Genomic DNA, 19,738 nt, shown 5'->3' on the forward strand with positions numbered 1-19,738 from the left:
TCATGGGAGCTGGGTGGTTACAGCCAGGGTCACAGTAAGCCGGACTCAGCGAAAAGTGATGAGTTCCGGGGCCTTCAGCAGTTGCAGGTGTGCGTGACTGTTGAAGGAAGCCAGAGCCACCTCGCGACCACGAAACTTCAATTGGTTGAGCGAGGTGTTGACGATTTGCCAGTTCAATTCAAAGGCCTGTCTGGCAGGCATTTGCGTAATCAGGTGGAGCAGGGCAGTGATGGTGCCGCCGGAGGTGAACACGGCGATTTTCTGGTTCTTTTCCGCCAGGTCGAGGATGCGGTGCAGCCCGGCCTGAACCCGTTCGACGAAACCCAGCCAGCTTTCCAGTCCGGGTGTGTCGTAGGTGCCAGCAAGCCAGCGCTCGACGATCAGGGCGAAGATGCGCTGGAATTCACCGCGGTTCTGCGCGGCGTTGCGCAGGATGTCGAGGGCTTCCGGCTCTTCCGGCAACATGGCCGGGAGTAGAGCGCGGATCACCGCATCGGCATCGAATTCGTTGAAGGCGGAATCGGTTTCGAGGACAGGGACTGGCAGGCCTCGGGCACTGAATTGTTCCAGTGCACTGGTGGCGGTGTGCTGCTGGCGGCGCAGATCGCCGGCAATGCAGCGATCGAAGCTGATGCCGAGGTCAGCGAGGTGCTGGCCGAGGATTTCTGCCTGACGCTCGCCGGTCGGTGACAGCACGTCGTAATCGTCTGCACCAAAGGAGGCCTGGCCATGTCGTATCAAGTAGATGCTGCCCACGTCCGCGTCGTCCCGGTACGTTGAAGGTCAGGCGAGGTTATGAGGATGACGTAAGGCTGTCAATGAAAAAACATACGCTTGTTTGAAATGCCCGTTACAGGGGTGTTGCCAGAGGTTTCACGGCTGGCCGACGAGCCGGCGCATGGGTATGCTGGAGTCATTCCGCGTGTAATACACCGTCACGCATTGCTTTGAGGAGTCTCTGTGGATTTTTTCACCGAATACGCCAGCTTCCTGGCCAAGACCGTTACTTTGGTGATCGCCATTCTGGTGGTGCTTGCCAGTTTTGCCGCATTGCGCAGCAAGGGCCGGCGCAAATCGGCGGGTCAGTTGCAAGTCAGCAAGCTCAACGATTTCTACAAAGGCCTGCGTGAACGCCTGGAGCAGACCCTGCTCGACAAGGATCAGCTCAAGGCACTGCGCAAGGGCGAAGCGAAAACGGAAAAAAGCGCGAAGAAACAGAAGAACAAGCCTGAGACCAAATCCCGGGTGTTCGTGCTCGACTTCGATGGCGATATCAAGGCTTCCGCCACCGAGAGCCTGCGCCACGAGATCACCGCACTGCTGACGCTCGCCACGCCGAAAGACGAAGTGGTCCTGCGTCTGGAAAGTGGCGGCGGCATGGTGCACAGCTACGGTCTGGCGTCGTCGCAGCTGGCGCGAATCCGTGATGCGGGCGTGCCACTGACCGTTTGTATCGACAAGGTCGCAGCCAGCGGTGGATACATGATGGCGTGCATCGGCGACAAAATCATCAGTGCACCGTTCGCCATCCTCGGTTCGATCGGCGTGGTCGCGCAATTGCCCAACGTCAATCGCCTTTTGAAGAAGCATGACATCGACTTTGAAGTGCTGACCGCCGGTGAGTACAAGCGCACTCTGACCGTGTTTGGCGAAAACACCGAAAAGGGTCGCGAAAAATTCCAGGAAGATCTCGACATCACCCATCGCTTGTTCAAAAACTTCGTCGCCCGTTATCGCCCGCAACTGGCGATCGATGAGGTGGCTACCGGTGAGGTGTGGCTCGGTATCGCTGCGCTGGAAAACCAACTGGTGGACGAACTGAAGACCAGCGATGAATACCTGGCACAGAAGGCCAAACAGGCCGAGGTCTATCATCTGCACTACGCCGAGCGCAAAAGCCTGCAGGAACGCATCGGCATGGCTGCCAGCGGTTCGGTGGACCGCGTGCTGTTGAGCTGGTGGAGCCGTCTTACCCAGCAACGCTTCTGGTAAACCGCAGATATAAAAACGCCGGTCACATGACCGGCGTTTTTATATCTGCAACAACGTCCGACGCTTAGCGGCGACGGAACAGCGGCAGTGGTTCGTCAGCGGCAGCCTGGTAAGTCACCGAGAAGTCCTTGAGACCTTCCAGTGCTTCGTACGGGTCTTTATCCGCGCGAATGGCAAAGGCATCAAAACCACAGCGGTGCATGTAAAACAGCTGGTCGCGCAGCACGTCGCCAATAGCCCGCAGCTCGCCTTTGAAACCATAACGGTCACGCAGCAGACGGGCATTGGAGTAGTTACGGCCGTCGGTAAACGCCGGGAAGTTCAGGGCGATCACCTGGAACCTGGCGACGTCCTCACCGATTTCCTCGGCCTCTTCATCAGCATCCAGCCACACACCCAGGCCACCATCGCGGGCCAAGAGCATGCGGCTGTGTTCGCGCCACAGGTTCAGCGGCACGATCAAGTCGTCGCAGTTGCTGATCTCGTCGATATTGAAATCCTTGGGCAACAGGTGCCAGGTCTCGTCGACGACTTCGTTGTTCTTAATGATTCGCTGCATAGACGCGTTCCTTGAAGAGGTCGATGCCAATACGCTGATAAGTGTCGATGAAGCGCTCGTCTTCGGTGCGTTGTTCAACGTACACGTCGATCAGCTTCGAGATCACGTCAGGCATGGCTTCCTGTGCGAAGGACGGGCCGAGGATCTTGCCCAGGCTCGCGTCACGGCTGGCGCTGCCACCGAGGGAAACCTGATAGAACTCTTCGCCTTTCTTGTCCACGCCGAGAATGCCGATGTGGCCAACGTGGTGATGACCGCAGGCGTTCATGCAACCGGAGATGTTCAGGTCCAGCTCGCCGATGTCGAACAGGTAATCCAGATCGTCGAAGCGACGCTGGATCGATTCGGCAATCGGGATCGACTTGGCGTTGGCCAGTGAGCAGAAGTCACCGCCCGGGCAGCAGATGATGTCGGTCAGCAGGCCGATGTTCGGCGTGGCGAAACCGCCTTCACGCAACTCGCCCCACAGGGTGAACAATTGGCTCTGCTCGACATCGGCAAGAATGATGTTCTGCTCGTGGGAGGTGCGCAGTTGACCGAAGCTGTAGCGGTCGGCCAGATCGGCGACGGCGTCGAGCTGTTTGTCGGTAATGTCGCCCGGGGCAACACCGGTCGGCTTCAACGACAGCGTCACAGCCACATAGCCCGGCTTTTTGTGCGCCAGGGTGTTGCGGCTGCGCCAGCGAGCGAACCCCGGGTGCTCTTTGTCCAGATCGGCCAGTTGTGCGGTCTGATTGTCGAGGGTCTTGTAGTCCGGATCGACGAAGTGCTTGGCGACGCGATGCAGTTCGGCTTCGGTCAGCGTGGTCTGGCCACCGCGCAGGTGCTCCATTTCCGCATCGACTTTCTGCGCGAACACTTCAGGCGTGAGCGCCTTGACGAGGATCTTGATCCGCGCCTTGTATTTGTTGTCGCGACGGCCGTAGCGGTTGTACACACGCAGGATGGCGTCGAGATAGCTCAGCAGGTCTTGCCAAGGCAGGAATTCATTGATGAATGCGCCCACCACCGGCGTACGACCGAGGCCACCGCCGACCAGCACGCGGAAGCCCAGCTCGCCAGCGGCGTTGTAGACAGGTTCCAGGCCGATATCGTGAACTTCAATGGCCGCACGGTCACTGGTCGAGCCGTTGACGGCGATCTTGAATTTGCGCGGCAGGTAAGCGAATTCCGGGTGGAATGTGGTCCACTGACGGACAATTTCGCACCATGGACGCGGGTCGATGACTTCGTCGGCAGCGACACCGGCGAACTGGTCGGTGGTGACGTTGCGCAGGCAGTTGCCGCTGGTCTGGATCGCATGCATCTGCACGGTCGCAAGTTCAGCGAGGATGTCCGGGATGTCTTCCACCGCAGGCCAGTTGAACTGCACGTTCTGCCGCGTACTGATGTGGGCGTAGCCCTTGTCGTAGTCGCGGGCGATTTTCGCCATCATGCGCACCTGACGCGAAGTCAGCTGGCCGTAAGGCACCGCCACGCGCAGCATCGGCGCGAAGCGCTGGATGTACAGGCCATTTTGCAGGCGCAGGGGGCGGAATTCTTCTTCGCTCAGCTCACCTGCCAGATAGCGTCGGGTCTGATCACGGAACTGCTTGACGCGGTCCTCGATGATCCGCTGATCGTACTCGTCGTATACGTACATATAAGTCCTGTTCTCAGGCTTGGGCTACTCGGAAAACGCTGCGTTTTCGCTTGCTGGAGTCCGATGTTGCCTCTGCAATTCTGCGCGCACGGCCGCGCACTCCGTCACGGAGCCGGGGCAATATACCCGTTTGCAGTTATGCGCAAAAGTGATGTTTGAGTATATGTAAAGAACCAAATCGCCTAACGCGAACGCCTGTCATCTATTCCACATTTGTCGTGCGGACAATCATCGTCTTAACTGTGATCGAGTCTTTGTGCAATCACCGATAAAACCGACAAGAGGCGATGCAATGAGCAATCCGACCAAAGCCAGAAAAAGCGACAGCAGCGTCGATGCGTGGGCCATTTTGTTCCTGATCATTCTCGTTGTAGGGACAGCGGTCTTCTGGGTAAGCCATCAGTAGACGACATTCCGGGCCCGCTTTCCGGCCCGGATTACTGGCTCGCCATACCATGCCCGGTCATCTGACGGAAGCCTTCAGACGCCCGCGAAATGCAGCACCAGTTTGACGATGGCAAACAGCGTCAGGCCAAACACTGCCGTGAACAAAACGCCCAGAATCACGAAGTGGCTGGGTTTACCGTGGGTGAAGTCCCGTTCCCGGTTCTTGCCGCTTTGCACGCCGAACGCTGCAGCCATGACGCTGTGCAGCATTTGCCAGAAGCTCGGCGGTTTGTTGTCGACTGGATCGTCCATAAATCCCTCTGCTCGATGTCGTGCCCCACAAGCATAGTCAAACAGTGCGCAGATGCCTGAACACGCTGCGCCAGATACGCCGTTACAACAATTGCCAGCCGCTATAACTATGTACCGCTGCCCGGTCGGGCACAGGTGATGTGCTGTCGCTCCATTTACAGGAGCGATGTATGTCCCCAGATTCCCTCGATTTGCGAACTGCTGACCGACCGATCCAGCCTTCGGCGACGGATAGTATCCACGGGCCTTTCCTGGAAACCGCAGTGCCGCAGTGGCTGATTGGCGCTTCGGCGCAACGCAAGGCTGAATTCAAGCAGGCGCGTCCGCTCATGCCTGCCTGGTACGCCAGAGCCACAGCCCGGCAACGTCAGGTGCTGCATGCCAGTTTCCGAAGCAGCTTCAGGGCTCAGATGCGGTTGGACAAAACGATGTCCGGCTTCAAGGACATCGATGCGTTTGCCCGACCGATACTGTTGCAGGCCTTGAAGTCCCGTTTTCAGGTTGAGGTTGATGTCGACAAGACCCTGCTATCCCTCAGGCGTGCGGTACGCGCGGGAATCATTTCTGTGGAATTTGGCACGGTCGAAGCCCTGACGCTGCCTATGCTGCAGGCGGCGCTGCACAATTTTGAAAGTGACGAATGCGTGTTCGGCGCGTTTCACGGCAGCTCCGGTTTTGTCATCGAAACCGCAACAGCCGGCACTTACAAGTCGGTGCCGGTAAACGTGTCGGTGAGAAACTTTCTCAGCCTGTGTCGTGACCTGGACATCGGTACGAAATATCAGGCTTACCTCAAGACTTTTTTCCATCCCGCCGATCCGAAGGCGCAAGAAACCTTGCGCCGCGACTTCATTGCCAGTCAGAAAGCTGCCATGCGCGCAGCGGCCGAGCGGGCTTTATTGACCAAGGAAATCCGCCCGCAGGATCACGCAATGATTGTTTCCGTGCTCAACGGCGAAAGACGTCCCCGGGTGGACAACAAACCGGTGTGGTTCCACGACATGGGCCTGATGCAGCACCGACTGGTCGGCTGCGTGGCATTCACCATCGCGGAAAAATATCAGTCGGTCGAAGCGGTCATTCTCTATGTGCCCAATGATCCCGAACATCCGCTCAAACGCTATACCGGTACGCAGATGAGCGACACTTTCAAACGGTTGCTCAGTGCCCGCCCTGCGCATCAGGCAAAAACCGCTGAGCCTACCGCTTATCAGCGGTTCTTCAGCCAGTTCATGCCTTATGAGAAGCGTGCTTATTACTTCAGCCAATTCGTAAAATCAGCCGACCCCTGGTCCGATTGGCTGTCATCGGTCTGGCGGGCGGTGCTGCAGACGTCGCCGATTTTTTCCGACATCTGGAAAGTCTCTGCCAAGCCTCCAAAAATGCAGCCGGAGCCCGACCCCTACGTTGCCGCTTCGTTGATGCCGCACCGGCAAGTGTATCCCTGGCAACCCAACAACGACCTGTGGCAATACCTCTACGAGAAGCACCGGGACAAGGTGATCGCTGACGCCCGCGCGCATGCGGTGCCGACTCGTGACATCGATGCCAAGGCGCGTGATGCCAAACTCGCCGGCCTGGAGCAGCTCGGACTGCTGGCGTTCAATGTGGCCTCGATGTTCGTGCCGGTAATCGGTGAGATCATGATGGTGGTGATGGTCGGGCAACTGCTTTATGAAACCATCGAAGGCGTCGTCGAATGGAGCGAGGGCGACAGGCACGCGGCCAAGGAGCATCTGCTGGATGTCGCCGAAAACCTGGCCCAGATTGCCGTTATGGCCGGCGGTGGCGTGGTGTTCAATAAAATCAATGCCGTCAGACCGGAACCGGTCATCGAGCAACTGCAGCCAGTAACGTTAGCCAACGGCCGGACACGCCTGTGGAAGCCTGACTTCACCGGTTATGAGCACGACATCGCACTCGCCCAGGCCGCGGTGCCCAATCACTTGGGGCAGTACCGGATTGACGGCAAGACCTGCATTCGTCTGGGCGGTGAAATCTACGTGCAGGTCTTCGATCGCTCGACCGGGCAATGGCGTCTGAAACACCCCACCGAGCGCAACGCCTACAGGCCGGCGCTCGCCCATAACGGCCACGGCGCCTGGCGACTGGTATCGGAGCAGCCGATGACATGGCAGCGACTGGAGCTGCTACGGCGCATGGGCCATAGCACTGACGGCTTCTCCGATGACAGATTGCTGATGCTGGGTGATATCAGCGGCGTCAGTGACAGCACGTTGCGCCAGATGCACATGGATCATCTACCGCCGCCGCCCGAATTGCGCGATGCCATGCAGCTGTTCGAAGCCGATGCCGCGGCCCGACAGATGATCGAGCAATTGCGTGGTGCCCGAGCGATTGACGAGCGTTATCTGCATGCGCTGCCGCTGGTGACGGAACTGCCACGCTGGCCGCATGGCCGAGTACTGGAGATTTTCGCCGGGGCGCAGGAGACTGAGCAGTCGATTCAATATGGCCTGGAAAATGTGTTGCCGGGGATTGAACGCAAACCCGTGATCCGCATCAGCCGCGCTCAGGTATTGAACGGCGAAATGCCGGCGCGGATTGTGGCAGCGCTGGAGGAAAACGAAGTCATTCGGCTTCTGGGCAGCAGGGCCGCGCAGTTCCGGCCGGCAAGGCCGGATGAGTTCATGCGCTTGCTTGCCGAGTTTGCATACACCCGTCAGTCGGCGATTTTCGACAGCCTCTACCGCGGCACCGAGCCGCTGAGTCTGCGCGCGCGGATCCTGCAACGTGAGTGCCCCGGGCTGAGCAATGCCGCCGCACAGGACGTGCTCGGTCATGCGACGGCAGCGGAGCTGGCCCGCATGGATCACACCGGGCGTTCGCCGTTGAAACTGCTCGAAGAGGCGCGCTGGCATGTTCGCCGGGGGCGCCAGACGCGCGCCTTTGCCGGCCTGCACAGCGAAAACCTTGCCTCGGCCGACAGTCGACGGCTGGCGTTGTTTGCCTTGGAGCGATTGCCTGAATGGTCGCCAACGTTGCGTCTGGAGATTCGTGAAGGCAGTACGACCGGCGCATTGCTTGACAGTGTCGGTGAGCCTTCGGCGCCGGTAAAACGCTATCTGGTCAAGAACGGACCTTTCTACCAGGCATTCAATGCTCAGGCGCAGGTGCTCAACAGAATTTCCAGGGTGGAAGACAGTTTCTATCGTTCGCTCATGTATGCGTTGCCTGATGACATGCGTGCGGCACTGGGCCTGTACGAGGGCAGCAAAGGCGGTGAGCTGCAGCACCAGATTATCCTGTCGGCCCGCGTGCATTGGCGCGAAGCTCTGCACATGCTGGCACCGCGAGCCAAATGGTTCAAACCGCCAGTACGGGTTCGGGCCAGGATGACGGGCTATTACGCGAGTGGGCGAGGTGGAGGCTGGAGCACTTCGCTCGAAATGCGCGTGGCGCAGTTGTATCCGTTGCCGCGACAGGCAGCTGCCTTTCTTGCTCGACAGCGAGGCCGCAGCGATGCGCAGATTTATCAGGAGCTGGAGTTTCGCCGTCGGGAATGGGAGTCGCTCAATGTCACACTCGAGCGATGGCAGGCGGTCCCAGGCAGCAGCCTGACTGCCGAGCACAGGGCGCGATTGGCGCGGACTTTGAGAGAGGCGTGGCGCAATGGCCCGTTGGCCGGCCGGGTTGCCGATGTGGCCCGCCTGTCACTGGTCTGTGATGCGTCTGTCCCCGCGTTGAGTACTCGTTTTCCCCATGTGCGTGAACTGGCAGTGAGCGGCATTGGCCTCACGGATGCCAATGTCGATGGTTTGCTGGCGGCGTTTCCGAACGTCACTGACCTGCAGATTGGCGAGGTGAGGGATCCACGTGTCTTTACCGTTGCTGGCCGATCACTCACGACCGTGCCGCAAGCACTTGGCCAGCTGACCGGATTGACTCAACTGCGCTTCGTTACCGACGCGCCGTTTCTCGCGCCCACCTTTGCACAGAGGCTGCGGGCACTGACCTCACTGGAAACGCTGCATATCAACTATTCGGGAGCCGATGCAAGCACTCTGAATGATCTTGAACTGAGCACGCTGACGCATTTGCGCAGTTTGCGCATTGACGCCCCGAATGCCTTGTGGCGGTGGCCGGCGTATGTCGAACGGCTGCCGCGGCTTGGACGCCTGGACCTGACCCACACCTTGATTGAAACCTTGCCCGACTCGCTGTACCACGGACACGAGCAACTCTGGGCCGGCCTGTCGTTGAATTGGGCGAGGGTCACCCCGACCACGTTTCGGCGTGCTTACGACTACGTCAGCCAGTATTCCGGCCCGTTCGGCCATTTGCTCGACCTGCATCAAATGGTCCGTGGATTTTGCCGTGCCGAACTGGACACCATGGCCCCGGCGTCGGGTTTCGTCGATCTTTTGCCCGAAGCTTTTTATACCGCTCTGGCAACGCCGCAAGCGCGGGTGACAGCGATCGAGAGTATCAGGGCCGAGCATGAGGCAATCTTTGCGCAGTTCTACACACCGACACTCAGGCATGGCACACGCTACTCGACAGTCAGAAGCCGCTGGGCAACCGGACCTGATGCCGAAGTCCTCCGGGCGCTGAAAACCAATTGGTATGGCACGCTGCGCCAGCGTTACGGGCTGACTGCGAACGTGGACAGGTTCGAGCTGCCTGGCCCACGATCGAGCAGCGAAGCGCTGCCGGCGGCAGAGCGCTTTCGCGAATTGCCGCAACTGCCAGCCGGCAGCTTTGCCCATGTCCGTACTGTCCGTTTGCGGCAGCTGGATGTCCCCATCGACCAGGCACGCGGGTTTCTCCGTGCATTCAGTCACGTCGAAAGCCTTGAAATCAGCGGCAACCGCTTTACCGAACTGCCCTTTGCGGCGGACGATCTGCGTGCGCTGAAGAACCTTGATGCATCAGACAATGCCATCGTCGTAACGCCTGGGGTACAGAGGCAACTGAGCGGCTTGCAGCAAGTCCGATGGTTGAATCTGCGTGATAACCCGCTGCATGCCGTCGACGTCAGCGCGTTGAGCCGATTGCGGGCGTTGAACCTGAGATCGACTTCGTTGCAAACCTGGCCCCTCGGCGCCGAACGCCTCGCGCGTTTGTCCTGGCTCGATCTGCGCGACAACCGGATCGCCTCCCTGCCAGAGCCAGTCTTGTCCCACCCCGATGTGCTGATGAGGAGCAACCTGACGGGCAACCGTTTCAGTCCCGAGGGGCAAGCGAGCCTGGACGCGGCATTTCAGCGAATCGAGCAGCAAAAGGCTTTGGAACAGGGCACGTTGGCGCAGTTCGCAGCGCAACGTGTGCCGGACACTTTCCCGCCGGCCGAAAGCGGTTGGTCGTTCATCGAACTGCTGTTGCCGCTGCCTGAAGAGGCGCTGGTCAATCCGGCTCAGAGCGGAACTTCGCTGCATGTGCAACGATTGAATCAGCTCATGCCGCGGCAGCAGGCTGAACTGAATGTGCACCATCTGCAGGCTTCGGGATTGAGCGATGCGCAAATCGAAGCCCGGATTACCGAATGGCATCGCAGCTGTGAGGCGTTGATTCGACGACTCAATGGCTGGTTGTACAACCGCGAGATTCCAACGGCCGATGGCCCGATCACGGCTGGTAGACGATCCTCTGCGGGGCGGCTGATCAGGGACGCGTGGCTTGGCGGACTGACTGAAGCCAGTGGCAGCGTGGTACGGGAACTTGAGCTTGCAGATCTGCGAATCGGCGACTTGCCTGAACTGCCCGTGCAGTTTCCAGCGGTGACAACGCTGGACCTGAGCCGCGTGGGCCTGTCCACGCGGGGCTCCGACGGCTTTCTCAACGCCTTTCAGGACCTTCGTACCTTGCTGCTCAGTGGCAATGAGCTGGGTGCATTGCCCGGCCCGGTGTTGCGGATGCGGCATCTGCAGCATCTGCGAATGCAGCATTGCAATCTCCAGAGTGCGACCAGCTTCTACCCGTTGCTGGGGCGCGGGCGTCTACACATGCTTGACGTCGGGTATAACCAGCTTCGTGTATTCAACCCACCGGACTTCAGTGCCTTGCAGCTTCTTGATCTACGCACCAACCACCTGAGCGAATGGCCGGCCGGAGCTCAACAGGCCGCTCATTTACGCGGTTTGAATCTGCACAACAACCGGATCGTGGACCTTCCTGGTGAGCTGTTCAACGGCAATCACGAGCGTCTGCTGCAAGGGACTGACTTGTCCGCGAATGCACGCCTGTCCCTGACTGCCTTGCTGGATCTGCGGCGCTACGCCCGCGAGCGCGCAGCCCCTTATGTGATGCAGCTTTCACAAGAATCCATCGACGAATTGATCGATAGACATGTTATCGGGCCCGATCAACCGCAGCCGCCAGGCGCAGTGGAGGGGGCAGGTAACAATGCCGTCGCCCCCGATCCATATGCAGGCGTGCAGCCGTCTGAAGCGATTTTTGATCCGGCCAATGACATCGCGCCGGAATCTCGCGATCCCTGGCTGATGGACAGTGACTTGGCACTGGCGGCGCAACGACGCTCGATCTGGACGCAATTGGCGCTTGAGCCGAATCACCAGCGGTTTTTTCAGTTACTGCGTTTGCTGCGTGACACCGAGGAGTTCAGGCGTGTGCCGGCCGATCTCACCCACAGAGTGTGGCAAGTCATGGAGGCGGCTACCGAAAATACCGAACTGCGCAACTCGCTGTTCAACGATGCGGAAACGCATGGCACCTGTCCGGACGGGCGGATTCTTACGTTCAGTGACATGCAGGTGCGGGTTTGGGTCTATCGCACATTGCAGGGAATACCTGTCAGCCGAACGATGGCCAGGGGCCGGGCCTTATGGCAAGTGTCCCGACAGTTGTTTCGTCTGGAGTGGGTCGAGATCTTTGCCGAAGTCTTGGCGAAGGGCCAGGATCGTGCCGAGGTTCGCCTGCAATCGCGCATCGATTTGACCCGTGGCTGGGGTGATGGACTGGACCTGCCGGGGCAACCCTCCCATATGTTATACGCACGTCCATTGACCGATGAGGTCCTGGCGCAAGTTCGCATTTGGGTACTGGAGGCGGAGCAGACTGATGAACTGCCGGCGAACATGGGCGAGCGCGATTACTGGATCGCTTATTTGCAAGAACGCTATCCGCAGGAAATGGAGGCGATCGATGTCGAGATCGAAGAGCTGCAACAGGTTGGCGGCGAACTGAAGGAACGACGCGAACGGGGGGAACTCACCGAGAATCAGTACGAGCTGGAATTGAAAGCACTGGCCAGAGCTGTCCACGCATTGCGTCGACAGAGACGGCTCGAGTTGACGCGCCGTGAAATCGACCTCCTGCGGGCTTTCGCTGATGACTCGCAACAGCCTGGACGCCTTGAACCGCAGCCCGGGACTTCCTCGCTCCCGTGACGGCCGCATGGTGCGGTTGCAAGGCTCGTCGAAGCAAGTTGTTACCTTTCGCCGGTGAGTCATAAGCGGATACCGCAGTCGGGGTAGCCGGAAATGGTCTGCTGCACACTTCATTGACAAAGGAGTGACCATGATCGCTATCCCATTCAATCCGCCGTCGACGGCATCTTCATCCTCGTCACGCACGACCGACGCGCCGGCCCCGAAACCGCTGAAGGCAACACAGAGCCTTCACGGTGATTTCCTCGAAAAGTCGATCCCCACCTGGCTGACTGACGTGACGGCGCAACGACGCCAGGCGTTCAAGGACGCCCCTGCGGCGATGCCGGCGTGGTATCAGGATGCGACGCCTGCCCAGCGCGCAGCCTTGAATGACAGCTACAAGGCCAGCGTGCAGGCGCAAAACATGCTCGATAAAAGCATGTCGAGGTTTGAGCAGGCCGAAGTGTTTGCCAGACCCTTGCTGATCAAGGCATTGAAGGACGAATATCAGCTGCAAGTGGACATCGACAAAACCTTGTTGTGCCTGCGACGCCCGATAGAGGTGGGCATTCAGGCCACAGAGCTGGCGTCCTTCGAAATTCTCAAGCTGTCGCTGCTGGAGGCGGCACTGCACAACTTCGAAGCCAGCGAGTGTGAGGAGGGGGCTTATCACCACACCTCGGGATTCATGGTGGCGACCGATACTGCGGAGACTTTCGAGTCCGTTAGTGTCGCGCTGACGGTCAGCCAGTTCATGTCGCTGTGCCGTCGCCTGGATATCGGCAAGCAATACCAGGACTATCTGCAGGAATTTTTTCACCCGGCCGATGTGGTGGTGCAGGGCGTGCTTCGCGAGCGGTTCATCGCGAGTCAGAAGGCAACCATGCGCGCAGCCGCAGAGCAGGCGCTATTGCAGAAGGATATAGAACCGGCGGACTACACCATGATCCGGTCGGTCATCGATGGCGAGATGAATCCCTGGATGGGCAACCGACAGGTATGGTTCAAGGACCTGGGCCTGATGAGAAAACGTCTGACTGGCTGTGTGGTGTTCGTGATCAGCGAAAAATACCGCTACAGCGATGAATTGATCGTTTACATTCCTCACGACCCGCAGCACCCGTTCAAACGCTACAACCACCAGCAAATGCGTGAGGAGTTCAAACGCTTGCTGACTGCGCGCGATGAACCGCTCGCTGGCGGGGCTCAACCGACGCCTTATCAGCGGTTCCTCAGTCAATTTCTGCCCGTTGATCAGCGGCCCGATTATTTCAGTCAGTTCACCCGAAAGGCTGCTGACTCACCGAAGGATGCCTGGTCGACATTGCGCTCTCCATGGGTCGCGTTCATTCAGGCAATCAGCGGTACTTCAGTGTTCACCCGGATCAAGCAACTTCCTCCCGAGCGCGGGGTGAAGATGGAGCCGGAGCCCGATCCCTACATTGCGCCTTCGGCGGTCGGACGCAGAGGGCATGGCCTTTGGGCGGCCAATGAAGATCTCTGGCTCTATCTCTTTACCCAGAACCGCGCCAAGGTACTGGCCGACGCCCGCAGCCATGCGGTACCCAGCGACGACGTCGAGGTCAAGGCGCGCGACGCCAGGCTGGCGCACCTGCTGCAGATCGGTCTGCTTGGTTTGAACATGGTGTCGATGTTCGTTCCGGTGCTGGGCGAAGTGATGATGGTGGTGATGGCCGGCCAGCTGATGTACGAAACACTGGAGGGCGCGATCGAATGGAGCGAAGGCGACCGGCGTGCGGCCAGGGATCATTTGATCGACGTGGCGGAAAATCTGGCGCAGATCGCGGTGATGGCGGGGGTAGGCGCCGGGGTGCGGAAATTCTCCAGCGCCAAAGCCGTGCCAGTGATTGAACAGCTGGAACCGGTGCAGTTGCCTAGCGGCAACACCCGCCTTTGGAAACCCGATCTTGGCGCGTATGAGTCAACGATAGCTTTGCCGGACAGCCCCGGTCCGAATCCGCAGGGGCAACATGTACTGGACGGCAAGACCTACATTCGTCAGGCCGGCAAGGTTTACGAGCAGTACTACGATTCATCGCTCGGCAAGTGGCGCCTCCGCCACCCGAACGATCCCGATGCCTGGCAGCCGGTGCTCGAGAGCAATGGTTACGGTGCCTGGCGATCCACGCTTGAGCGCCCGCTGGAGTGGGACCGCCTGACCCTGTTGCGACGCATGGGGCATGCAACCGAAGTGTTTTCCGACGCAGAGCTGCTCAGGGCTGCCGATATCAGTGGCGTCAGTGACGGCGCCTTGCGCAAGATGCACCTCGACCACGCGCCGCCACCACCGGAGCTGGCGCAGGCGATGCGCCTGTTGAAAGCGGATGCAGATGCGGCATTGGTCGTGGAGCAGTTGCGTGGGGAACGCCCCATCGATGAGCTCTACCTGTATACCTTGCCGCTGATCACCGAAATGCCGTTGTGGCCGCAAAACCGTGTGCTTGAAGTGTTCGATGGCGAGTCATTGTCCGGCAGTTCCGTAAGGTATGGTGCTGCGCGGCGCTTTCGTGACGTGGGTGTCAAGCCGCCAATCAGGACTTCTCGGGCCGACATCCTTGGCGGAAAACTGCCAGCGCATATTCTTGCATCGCTCGAAGAAGCGGAAATCAATCGCTTGCTCGGCAAGCTGGTCGCACGTACTCCCGAGGCAAGGCTTCAGGAATTCAACAAGCGAATTGCCAATTACGCCAACACCCGTCAAGCGGCGATATTCGAAAGCATCTACAAGGGCACCGACCCCATCGCCCCCGAGGTCGCCGGTTTGCAAAAGGAATGTCCCGGGCTGGGCGAGTCGGCAGCACAAGCCGTGCTGACGCATGCCCATGCCGGTGAGTTGCAGGCGCTGCGGTCGGGCCAGCGAGCACCGCTGCGCCTGCTGGAAGAAGCGCGCTGGTATGCGCGTCAAACCCGTCGAGTCACCGCGTATGCCGGTCTGCGCAGCGAAAATGTCGCTTCGGCGGACAGTCGGCGTCTGGCATTGCACACGCTTGAGCAGTTGCCGGGTTGGCCTGACAACCTCCGTATCGAGGTTCGCGAGGATCATGATGCTGGCACGCTGCTTGACAGCATCGGCAGTGAAACAGCCAGCGAGAAAAAATACCTGATAAAAAAAGGTGCTCAGTTTCAGGCATTCAACGAGCGCGGTGAGGCACTCAACAGCCTGCCCGAACACGGCGACAATTTTTACCCATCGATCATGCACGCCCTGCCTGACGAGGCGCGCCGCAGCCTCGGTGTGCCAGCGGTCGGGCAGTCGGTCCAGCTGCGGGAAAAGATCATCCGCCACGCCGATCTGCACCAGGCCGAGGCGCCTGCGCTGCTGGAACCCCAGGTCAAATGGATCAAGCCGCCCGTTCGCGTCAGCGATACTCTGATTGGTTATCCTGCCAGCGGACGTGGCCCTGGATTGTCACCGAACCTGATAGCACGCACGCGTGATATTTATCCGCAGCTGACAAATGAACAGGCGCGCGGCTATCTCCTTGAACAGTATCGGGCGGGAAATGACGACAGAGACATTTTCCAGTTGCTGCTGTCGCGTCGACAGGAATGGGCGCAGCTTGAAGCGACGCTGGATGAGTGGTCGGGACTAACGAGAGTACCGGCTTGGGCCCGTTCCGAGTGGAACTATAAAGTACGTACCGCACAGGCGCTCAAGGACTGTTGGCGCAACGCACCGATCGCCGCCCATCTGCCCGGCGCCGATCAGCTTCATCTTGTCCTGTACGACCCGCTGCCAGCTCTGACAGCAAATTTTGATCACGTACGAGAACTTTACATCGCTGGGGATGGCATCACGGACACCGATGCCGACGCGTTCCTGGAGCGGTTTGGCCGTCTCGAAAAGCTCTCGCTGGGCGAGCGTGGCAGTCTGTTTGGCAGTTATATGGGGCGCGAACAGTCATTGACGACATTGCCTCTGGCCGTCACTCGCATGCCGAGCCTGAAAAACCTCAAGTTCAGAACCACAGCGGCTGCGCTGGCGGCTGATCTGCCGACAAGATTGCGCATGCTGACTGCTATAGAAGAGCTTCATCTTGATCTTTCGAGGGGCACCGGCGTCACGGCGAATCTTGACCTCACACCGCTCAGGCGATTGAGGAAACTCAGGATCGATGCGCCGGGAATGGTCCAATGGCCCGATTTTGTACAGGAGCTGCCTGAGCTGGAGCGCCTTGATCTGACGCAGACGGCCATCTCGTCCATTCCACAAGCACTCTACACAGGGCATGAGAAGTTGTGGGCGGGGCTGTCGCTCGACTGGTCGAATTTCGCGCATGAAAATTTCAAGCCCGCCTACGAGTACGTCAAAAATTACCGGGGCGTGTGGGGACATCTGCTGGATCTGGACCTGATGGTCCGCCAGTACTGCGCCGGCGAGCTGGAATTCCTGACTGGACGGCGCGGAAATATCAATCGCTTGCCTGAGCGCATCATGAGTCTGTGGAATACACCCGAGACCCGGCTCAAGGCTGTCGAGCTGCTGCGCCTGGAGCACGCCGGGATTTTCCGGCAGCTTTACCTTCCGACGACGTCCGATGGATTGCGCACCGCTACGCTTGCTCCGGTCTGGGAAACGTTGCCGAACCTTGCAGTGGTGCGTGAACTTGAGCACAACTGGGCGGCTGCCGTGCGCGAACGTTATGGCCTGCGCAGAGAAGCGCAGGTCCCCACTCCAGGGAATCCGAACGGGGTCGCCCCGCTGGAAAGTGGCGAAGTGTTCAAGTTATTCGATGATGGACACTTTGGCGACGAGCCATCCATAAGCGAGCTTCCGTCATTGCCGGCCGGTACGTTTTCTCATGTGAAAACCGTTTCCCTTGATCATCTGAACGTGCCTGCGGCACAGATGCGCGCGTTTCTTCAAGCATTCAGCGGTGCGCGTACGGTAGAAATCACAGGCTGCAATTTGACTGAGGTGCCGTTCAGCCCGAGCGACTTTGCGCAATTGACTCGACTGGATCTGTCACACAACCTGATCGGCACCACGCCAGAAGTCCAAAGCCAAATTGATGCACTTTATAAACTCGATTTCTTGGATTTGCGCGAAAACCAGCTGACTGATCTGAATGTCGCGGCTCTGAAGAAGCTTGAACTTCTGGACCTCAGTTCCAATCGTCTCCAGGCATGGCCGGCGGGTGCCGAAACGCTGCCAAGGTTGCAATGGCTTGATCTGCGCGAAAACCCAATCAGTACGTTACCTGAGCATGTGCTTGCCGATGACAGGGTGATGCTCAACACCAACCTGACGCAAAGCTCATTGAGTGCCGAAGGTGCGGCAGCCCTGAAAACTGCGCAGCGGCGTATCGAGACCGCAATCGGCTTGCCTGATGACACCCTCAAACAGTTTGAAATTTACCCCAGTGGCCCTCGAAGCGTGGGCGACGCGCGCGTACCGAGAACTGCACTGGCATTTGCGCACGAATTTCTGTTGCCGCTGCGTCCTCTGGCACCTGTCGCCGAAGGTGCCGCAGACATTGCAAGTCGCTTACAGGACGTCAATCCGCTTCTTTCTACAGAACAAGCGCAGCAATGTCTGGCGCGATTGCGCAGCGAGGGACTGAGCGATGCACAAATCGACGCCCGTCTGACCGTCTGGCGAGACAGCGACGAGGCCCTGACGCGTGAGTTGAACGGCTGGATCTTTACTCGGGCGATACCATGGAACAGAGGGGATAAATCCAAGCACCGATCGTTTCTGGCGATGAAGGTCAGAGATTGCTGGGCTGAGGGTCTGACACGCCATAGCGAACACTCAGGATCCACACTTGATCTCACGGGGTTGAACACCGGAGATCTGCCGCGCCTGTCGAAAGTGTTTTCCCCAGTCAGAACGCTGAATCTCACCGGCGTGGAATTTTCGGCACAAAGCTTCAACGAATTCTGTGCCGCTTTCCCTGAAGTCACCACCCTGGTACTCAACGGCAACGCCCTTGATACGCTGCCAGACGCCGTTGGCGGTCTGAGCGGGCTCGAGCGGCTGGAGCTGAGCGGGAATAAACTGGCCACCGGGGAGTCCCTGTACACCCAGGCGGGTGGAAATCGCCTGCGCTGGCTGGACCTCAGCCACAATCAACTGGAGGAGTTCAGTGCCAGCGCCTTCAGTCGGCTCGAAACCCTCAAGCTTGACCACAATGGCCTCGATTCCTGGCCGGACGGCGTGCTGGAACTGCCGCATCTGCGCGCACTCGATCTGACGGGCAACAACATCAGCGTGTTCCCGGACAGGCTCTTGGACGGTAGTCACAGGGAACTGGTCGCTGGCACGGTTCTGTCGGAAAACACCTTGACACTCAACAGCCTGCGACAACTGCGCGATTACAGCGCCGCCAATGCAAATCGTGACGTCATGGGCTATTCGCGGGCGCATCTCGATCGGGAGATTGACCTGCGCTTACGCGGAGCCGACAGTGAACCCGGCTCCGGCTCGGATGGCGACAGCGATGACAGTGACGGCTTCGGAGGCGGTGGTGTTGGCGGACGTGTGGATGTGCACGCACAGGTCGAGGCCATTGAGGCCATCGCTAACCCAGCGCAAAATGTCGCCGCGCCAGCCATGGAGACCTGGCTGACATTCACCCCGGCTGATGTACGTGCCGCCCGGCAGGCTTTGTGGGCGCAATTGGCCAGGCAGGCCAATCATGATGCGTTCTTTCATCTGCTCTCGACCTTGCCTGACACCCTCGAATTCAGATTGTCGGGGGCCGATCTCACCCATCGGGTCTGGCAAGTCATTCAGGCTGCCACGGAAAACGCCGAATTGCGCGAGCAGTTGTTTGTCAACGCCGAAACCCACGACACATGCCTTGATGGGCGGATCCTGTCGTTCAGCGAACTGGAAGCCCGCGTCTATGAATACAACACCCTGCGCGATATCCCGCAGCATCGCCCCGAGCAACGCGGCAGAGCCTTGCTCAATCTGACCCGCCGCCTGTTTCGCCTGGAGAGAGTTGACCGACTCGCTGAAGCTGCTGCGATAAACCAAGACCGTGCGGAGGTCCGACTGCAATACCGGATCGGCATGACCAGCGGCTGGCCGGATGGCCTGGAACTGCCGGGACAGCCGGCGCATATGCTGTACGGCACGCCTATTCGTGGACAGGTATTGATCAACGCTCGCGCCTCGGTGCTTGCCGACGAGGCGTCGCCAGCGTTCCTGGAGGATCTGATTTCACGCGACTATTGGGTCCGTTACCTGGAAGATCGCCACAGCGAGGTGTTCGAGGCGTTGAAACTCGAAGAATCGAGGCGACATGGTGCGGTAGAGGACGCCTATCCTGACCTGTCGAGCCCCGAGTATCTGGATGCCATGGGGGTGCTTGAGGTCGAGTTGCCGGCGACGCGTATGGAAAAGCTCAAAGAACTGTCCCGCACAGAGCTTGAGAGTCTTTCGTCGCCAGGTAGCGGCGCGCCGCAGCCACGCCCGTCGTCACCGCAGCCCGGCCCTTCGAGCCGCCCGTGAACGGATGAATG

7 protein-coding genes are annotated in these 19,738 nt (G+C 59.2%); 3 read left to right on the plus strand and 4 right to left on the minus strand.

Annotated features, from left to right (window positions below; genetic code table 11):
• Positions 1-45 precede the first annotated feature (45 nt).
• Positions 46-756, minus strand: coding sequence for a histidine phosphatase family protein (locus PS14A_RS11130; RefSeq protein WP_212616175.1), 711 nt, complete (start codon positions 754-756; stop codon positions 46-48).
• Between the two features lie 204 nt (positions 757-960).
• On the opposite strand from PS14A_RS11130, the gene sohB reads away from it, so the two are divergent.
• Positions 961-1,992 carry a protease SohB gene (gene sohB, locus PS14A_RS11135; RefSeq protein ID WP_016774479.1) on the plus strand — a complete coding sequence of 344 codons (1,032 nt, stop codon included), beginning with the start codon at positions 961-963 and terminating at the stop codon, positions 1,990-1,992.
• A gap of 64 nt (positions 1,993-2,056) precedes the next feature.
• On the opposite strand, the gene PS14A_RS11140 is transcribed toward sohB, so the two are convergent.
• The 3 genes from PS14A_RS11140 to PS14A_RS11150 all read right to left on the minus strand — a co-directional run bounded on the left by PS14A_RS11140 (position 2,057) and on the right by PS14A_RS11150 (position 4,892).
• Positions 2,057-2,551 (minus strand): DUF934 domain-containing protein, encoded by a 495-nt coding sequence (locus PS14A_RS11140; RefSeq protein ID WP_130911571.1) that lies wholly within the window; start codon positions 2,549-2,551, stop codon positions 2,057-2,059.
• The gene (locus PS14A_RS11145; protein WP_130911570.1) at positions 2,535-4,193 is read right to left on the minus strand and encodes a nitrite/sulfite reductase; all 1,659 of its coding nucleotides are present in this window, start codon (positions 4,191-4,193) and stop codon (positions 2,535-2,537) included. Before PS14A_RS11145 ends, PS14A_RS11140 begins: the two co-directional genes overlap by 17 nt.
• A 480-nt stretch (positions 4,194-4,673) precedes the next feature.
• Positions 4,674-4,892: a DUF2970 domain-containing protein gene (locus PS14A_RS11150; RefSeq protein WP_130911569.1), complete on the minus strand. Its 219-nt coding sequence runs from the start codon at positions 4,890-4,892 to the stop codon at positions 4,674-4,676.
• 371 nt (positions 4,893-5,263) lie between these two features.
• Here PS14A_RS11150 and PS14A_RS11155 point away from each other — a divergent pair, with 371 nt between their 5' ends.
• On the plus strand, positions 5,264-12,262 hold the full coding sequence (locus PS14A_RS11155) for a DUF6543 domain-containing protein (protein WP_349251719.1): 6,999 nt from the start codon (positions 5,264-5,266) through the stop codon (positions 12,260-12,262).
• Between the two features lie 130 nt (positions 12,263-12,392).
• Positions 12,393-19,727 (plus strand): DUF6543 domain-containing protein, encoded by a 7,335-nt coding sequence (locus PS14A_RS11160; protein WP_212616177.1) that lies wholly within the window; start codon positions 12,393-12,395, stop codon positions 19,725-19,727.
• The last annotated feature ends 11 nt before the right edge of the window (positions 19,728-19,738 follow it).

Source organism: Pseudomonas sp. 14A, assembly GCF_018132745.1.
GTDB lineage: Bacteria > Pseudomonadota > Gammaproteobacteria > Pseudomonadales > Pseudomonadaceae > Aquipseudomonas > Aquipseudomonas mercuritolerans.

Bases quoted from the DNA above. Each gene is read 5' to 3' on its own strand.
- PS14A_RS11145 (WP_130911570.1), bottom strand. From the start codon at position 4,193: ATGTACGTATACGACGAGTACGATCAGCGGATCATCGAGGACCGCGTC.
- PS14A_RS11160 (WP_212616177.1), top strand. From the start codon at position 12,393: ATGATCGCTATCCCATTCAATCCGCCGTCGACGGCATCTTCATCCTCG.
- PS14A_RS11150 (WP_130911569.1), bottom strand. From the start codon at position 4,892: ATGGACGATCCAGTCGACAACAAACCGCCGAGCTTCTGGCAAATGCTG.
- PS14A_RS11140 (WP_130911571.1), bottom strand. From the start codon at position 2,551: ATGCAGCGAATCATTAAGAACAACGAAGTCGTCGACGAGACCTGGCAC.